5 protein-coding genes are annotated in these 5,669 nt (G+C 38.6%); 3 read left to right on the top strand and 2 right to left on the bottom strand.

Translation table 11 applies throughout. The features are described from left to right. The 3 genes from BBH99_RS08695 to BBH99_RS08685 form a co-directional block, all read left to right on the top strand. Nucleotides 1-1,318: aminopeptidase P family protein (locus BBH99_RS08695; protein WP_066694688.1), on the top strand; the 1,318-nt coding region annotated here is incomplete at its 5' end. Between the two features lie 14 nt (nucleotides 1,319-1,332). Then, on the top strand, nucleotides 1,333-3,504 hold the full coding sequence (locus BBH99_RS08690) for a S9 family peptidase (RefSeq protein WP_083188789.1): 2,172 nt from the start codon (nucleotides 1,333-1,335) through the stop codon (nucleotides 3,502-3,504). 323 nt (nucleotides 3,505-3,827) lie between these two features. After that, entirely contained in the window at nucleotides 3,828-4,430 is a 603-nt protein-coding gene (locus BBH99_RS08685; RefSeq protein WP_066694687.1) for a DNA-3-methyladenine glycosylase, read from the top strand. Between the two features lie 103 nt (nucleotides 4,431-4,533). Here BBH99_RS08685 and BBH99_RS08680 read toward each other — a convergent pair whose 3' ends face one another. Both BBH99_RS08680 and BBH99_RS08675 read right to left on the bottom strand, forming a co-directional pair. Beyond that, nucleotides 4,534-4,965 carry a hypothetical protein gene (locus BBH99_RS08680; RefSeq protein ID WP_066694686.1) on the bottom strand — a complete coding sequence of 144 codons (432 nt, stop codon included), beginning with the start codon at nucleotides 4,963-4,965 and terminating at the stop codon, nucleotides 4,534-4,536. 221 nt (nucleotides 4,966-5,186) lie between these two features. Continuing rightward, nucleotides 5,187-5,669 (bottom strand): SusD/RagB family nutrient-binding outer membrane lipoprotein (locus BBH99_RS08675; RefSeq protein ID WP_123873083.1); only part of this gene is annotated, 483 nt, incomplete at its 5' end.

The following is a 5,669-nucleotide window of genomic DNA, read 5'->3' as shown; positions in this document are numbered from 1 at the left end:
AGGAAATATAGAGAATCCTGTAAATTTTGAGCATAATCCTTATTATTTCCGTCAGGACAGTACTTTCCTGTATTATTTCGGAATCCAAGAGCCGAAGATTGCCGCTATTATTGATATTGATGAAAATAAAACCATTATTTTCGGAGATGAACTGAGTATTGATGATATTGTATGGATGGGCAGACAGGAAACTTTGAAAGAAAAGAGTCTGAAATCCGGTGTACAGGAAACATTGCCCTATGCAGAGCTTTCTCAATATCTTTTGAAAGCCCAAACATCTGGCAGAAAGATACATTACCTTCCTCCTTACCAGCCTTCCAATAAAATTTTACTGACAGATCTTTTAGGGATCAAAATCGCAGAATTACATCCTTCTGTAGAGATGATTAAGGCTGTGGTAAAACAACGTTCCGTAAAAGAAGCTCAGGAAATCGTACAGATAGAAGAAGCAGTGAATGTTTCCAATGAAATGCATCTGCTGGCGATGCGAATGGCCAGACCTGGTGTTAAAGAATATGAAATTGCCAATGCGATTCAGTATCTTGCTGCTAACAAAGAATGCCAGATGTCTTATCCTCCGATTGTTACGATAAATGGTGGCATCCTTCACAATCATTACCGTCTCAATACGTTGAAAGACGGAGATCTTTTCCTTAATGATTCCGGTGCTGAAACGGCGATGGGATACGCGGGTGACTTAACCAGAACATTTCCTGTGAGCAAAACTTTCAGTACCAAACAAAAGGAAATCTATGAGATTGTTCTGAATTCATTTAATAACGCCCACAACCTTTTGAAACCGGGAGTTAAATTTAAAGATATTTACCTGAAAGCTTCTGAATATCTGGTAGAAGGTCTTGTTGATTTAGGATTAATGAAAGGCAACCCTGAAGAAGCGGTGAAAAACAATGCCCATACTCTATTTTTCCAGTGCGGACTAGGACATATGATGGGATTGGATGTACATGATATGGAGGATCTTGGAGAGCAGTATATTGGGTATACAGAAGACGAACCAAAAGACACCAAAACATTCGGTCTTAAATCTTTACGTTTAGGAAAAGCTTTGGAATCCGGCTATGTAGTGACGGTAGAACCTGGTATTTATATGATTCCTGAATTGATTGATATCTGGCAGGCTGAAAACAAAAATGCAGAATTCATTAATTATGATAAAGTAAATGAATACAGAAACTTCGGTGGTGTTCGTGTAGAAGACGATTTCCTGATTACAGATAATGGCTACAGGCTTCTTGGCAACGGATTGATTACTACTGTTGATGAAATTGAAAACTACAGAGCAGAACATTTATCTTAATTGAGATCATAGCTATGAAGAATATTAAAAAAATTACGGCTATTGCCCTATATTTCCTGTGTTTGTCCCCATTAGCTGCTCAGAAAACCCAATGGACTCCTGATGGTAATGCTTATTATTCATTTACTAAAAATGGGGTTGGGATTATTGATGTACTGAATCCCGGAAAAGACCAGGCTTTTTTAAGCAATAATGAATTGATTCCTGCCGGAAGCTCAACAGCTTTAGAAGTACAGAGTTTCCAGGTTTCTCCTGACAGCAAAAGTTTATTGCTTTTCACGAATACCAGGAAAGTATGGCGTGACAATACCCGTGGAGATTACTGGATCTTTGATAAAAATACCAAGAAACTTACCCAGCTTGGGAAAAACTTACCGGAATCATCATTAATGTTTGCAAAGTTCTCTCCCGATGGTAAAAAAGTGGCTTATGTATCTAAGCATAACATTTATATTGAAGACCTTTCCAATAACCAGCTTACTAAAATTACCGATGATGGTACAGACCGGATGATTAACGGTACCTTCGATTGGGCTTATGAGGAAGAATTCGGGACTCAGGATGGTTTCAGATGGTCGCCGGACGGTAGTAAAATTGCTTACTGGAAGCTGGATGCAAGGGAAACAAAAAATTTCCTGATGATTAATAATACGGACAGCTTATATTCATTTACTATTCCTGTAGAATATCCGAAGGTGGGTGAAAATCCTTCCGGATGCAGCATTTGGTTCTATGACCTTGCCTCAAAATCTTCTAAAAAAGCTAATATTGCAGGCGATGAGGTACAACATTATATTCCACGAATGGAATGGGTGCTGGATTCTAAATCTATTATTTTACAGCAGCTGAACAGGAAGCAGAATCAAAGTAAAATTATTGTAGCTGATGCTCAGTCGGGGAACAGCAAAACGATCCATACAGAGACAGATCCGGCATGGATTGATATCAAATCCAGATGGAATGATAATGATCCAAGCGGTTGGGACTGGATTAACAACGGTAAAGAGTTTCTGTGGCTTTCTGAAAAAGACGGCTGGAGACATATTTACAAAATAGATATGAACGGTAAAGAAACTTTGCTTACAAAAGACGCTTTCGATGTCATAAAACCAGAATTTTTCGATGTTCCGAATAAGCAGATTTACTTTTTAGCTTCTCCCGGTAATGCCACCCAGAAATATCTTTACAAAGTAAGTATGCAGGGCGGAAAAGCTCAAAGGCTTACTCCTGAAGCTTACACAGGGTCCAATCAATATATGATTTCTCCCAATGGGAAAATTGCCATGTTTAACAATAGCAGCGTTAATGCCCGTTCAGCAGGAGCTGTGGTATCACTTCCGGAACATAAGGAGCTTGTAGCAGCGAAAAGTACTTCAAAAGCAGATCCTGCGAGAGCTAAAACAGAATTTTTCCAGATCACCACACAGGATGGCGTTACATTAGATGGATGGGTGGTAAAACCTAAAGATTTTGATCCCAACAAAAAATATCCCATTGTTTTTATGGTCTATGGTGAACCGGGTTCACAGACCGTAACGGATAATTTCTATACTGGGAAAAATGGTTTATATATCGGAGATATGGCTCAGGATGGGTATTTATATGTTTCCCTTGAAAACCGTGGAACACCAGCTCCTAAAGGCCGTGAATGGAGAAAATCGATCTACCGTAAAATAGGACAGCTTAATATCCGTGATCAGGCGATGGGAGCTAAAGCTTTATTTGCAAAATGGCCTTATGTGGATACTTCAAGAGTAGCTGTATGGGGCTGGAGCGGTGGAGGCTCTTCCACATTAAACCTTCTGGGACAGTATCCTGATATTTACCAGACCGGAATCGCGATTGCTCCGGTAGCCAATCAGTTGTTCTACGATAATATCTATCAAGAGCGTTATATGGGGCTTCCACAGGAAAACAGAGAAGATTTTGTTAACGGTTCCCCATTAGCTTATGCTAAAAACCTGAAAGGAAATCTTCTATTGGTTCACGGAACCGGTGATGATAATGTGCATTATCAGAATACGGAAGTTTATATTAATGAACTTGTAAAATACAACAAACAGTTTCAGCTGATGTCTTATCCTAACAGAACACACTCTATCAGTGAAGGCGAAGGAACATCACTGCACTTAGCAACAATGTTTACGAAATATTTGAAAGAGCATTGTCCTCCGGGAGGAAGATAAATCATCAATGAAAGTCTCACAGGAATGTGGGGCTTTTTTTGAGTAAGGAAGCTGGAGGCTGGGAGTTGGAAGTGCTTGAAGTCATATTGGAACTTTTTTCCTTCTTATTGATTTTAAGAGGTTTTTGGTAGGGAAGCTGGGAGTTGGAAGCACTTTACATCAGATAGAGAGGCTATCTCCTATTAATATTTTTTTAGTAGTTAAAAGATTCTTCAGACGTTATATCCCAAATAGTAACTTCCAGCCTCCAGCTTCCATCTTCCCTTCTCTCATTAACAGATTATCACTAATTTTGTTTGGATAATTACTAAAAACTATTCCAATTGAAACTACCACTCTCCTATTACTCCAATCAAGACGTTCTCTTCCTGGCTCAGGATCTTCTGGGGAAAGTGCTTTTTACAGAAATTGATGGTGAAATAACAGCCGGAATTATTGTAGAAACAGAAGCCTACTTTGGTGTACAGGACAAAGCATCTCATGCCTATGGCGACAGGCGGACAGATAGAACCGAAACATTGTATAGTCATGGCGGTATTTCTTACGTGTATTTATGCTATGGGATCCATCATCTTTTCAATATTGTAACTTCTATAGAAAACGATCCTCATGCAGTACTTGTCCGGGCTATTGAACCATTGATAGGTAAAGACATTATGGAGAAAAGACGAAATATGCCGGCTTCCAGAACTGCTATTTCCTCAGGTCCCGGATCGGCTGCTAAAGCATTGGGAATTGACCGTTCCTTTAATAAAAAAGACCTGAGCGGAAATGAAATATGGATTGAAAATCATAATATTCAATATGCTGAGGCTGATATAGAGGCAGGCCCGCGCGTAGGAGTAGCCTATGCACAGGAAGATGCTTTGCTACCCTGGAGGTTTTGGGTAAAAGGAAATAAGTATGTGAGTAAATATAACCCATAGGTTTTAATAAATAAAAATGGCTTAAGATTATCACTAATCATTAAGCCAAATCATTATTCAATATGAGAATAATATACCAACCACATTATAATATTTACTTTTATTATTGTTTAGTCCCTTCATAATAAAACTCTACATCAGTAGCAGAAGTTTTTTTCGTGCTGATCTGTAAAGCTTTGGTTGAAATAAGATAATTGATACTTCCTTCAGGATCATCTCCACCCACACCTACTCCTACAGGATTTACAGCTGTCAGTATTTTAGGAGTTGCAACAGAATATACTTCACCGGATTTAGGCTGAACTTTAACATGAGAGTTATCTACTTTTGAAACCATGACAATAGCATTATAATAATCCTGAACTCCAATTTTTATGGTTCCTTTAAATGTTCCTACTATTGGATCTATATTCTGGCCTGTTGTTGGAGCAGGAACATCATTATCACCACTGCTTTTGCAGCTTAAAAATATACTCCCTATCAATACCATTGCTATAAAGCTGCTTATTAGCCTTTGAATTTTGTTTACGTTCATAATTCTAATTATTTATTATTTACACTTCAAAGATGAATAAATGAAGGATAAACCGGAAAAACTATCTATGAAAGCGAATTTATGATCTATAAATGATTGAAAAGTGCATAAAAAAGCCTGTATTGTAGAAACACAGGCTTAAAAAGCGTACAAAATAATTGATATGAAAAAAATAGAAAAATTTATAAAGTGTTTACATTCCAGGCTGTTTCTTTCAGCTTTTACTGAATATCCCAAAAAACTCTGGTGGTGAGCTTATCTCCGCCAATAGCAGCCGATGCTTTTGCATAATTGGAACCATTGGTAGCAGCTTCTAAAGTGGGATATTGAAGCCTTACAGGAACCTTTCCGCCTGCATTGGCAACAGCTGTTGGTGGAGCCTGTAAAACCGGATAATCTAACCTGCGGTAAAAGTTCCAGGACACTACAGGATGATTGTACATGGCAATCCAGGCCTGCTCCCCAATAGATTTTTTCCAGTTGGCTGCATCATAAGGATAGTTTGAAAGATAATCCTGTGCATCCTGAGCAGAAAATCCCCATTCTACGAAAGATGCCTGTACAGCATTTTGGTAAAGAACATCAGGTGAACCGCCAATTCCGAATCTGGCAGCTGCTTCTGCCAGGTAAAAAGCAACTTCAGTATAGGTCAGTATTTTTCCTGGAGTAACAGGAATGTAAGCAAAGAGTCCGGGAGCCGAAAA

Origin of the sequence: Chryseobacterium contaminans, from assembly GCF_001684955.1 — a bacterium.
In the GTDB taxonomy this organism is placed as follows: Bacteria; Bacteroidota; Bacteroidia; order Flavobacteriales; family Weeksellaceae; genus Chryseobacterium; species Chryseobacterium contaminans.
The sequence above is the reverse complement of the archived record's forward strand: the minus strand, read 5'-3'. Positions and strand labels throughout refer to the sequence as shown.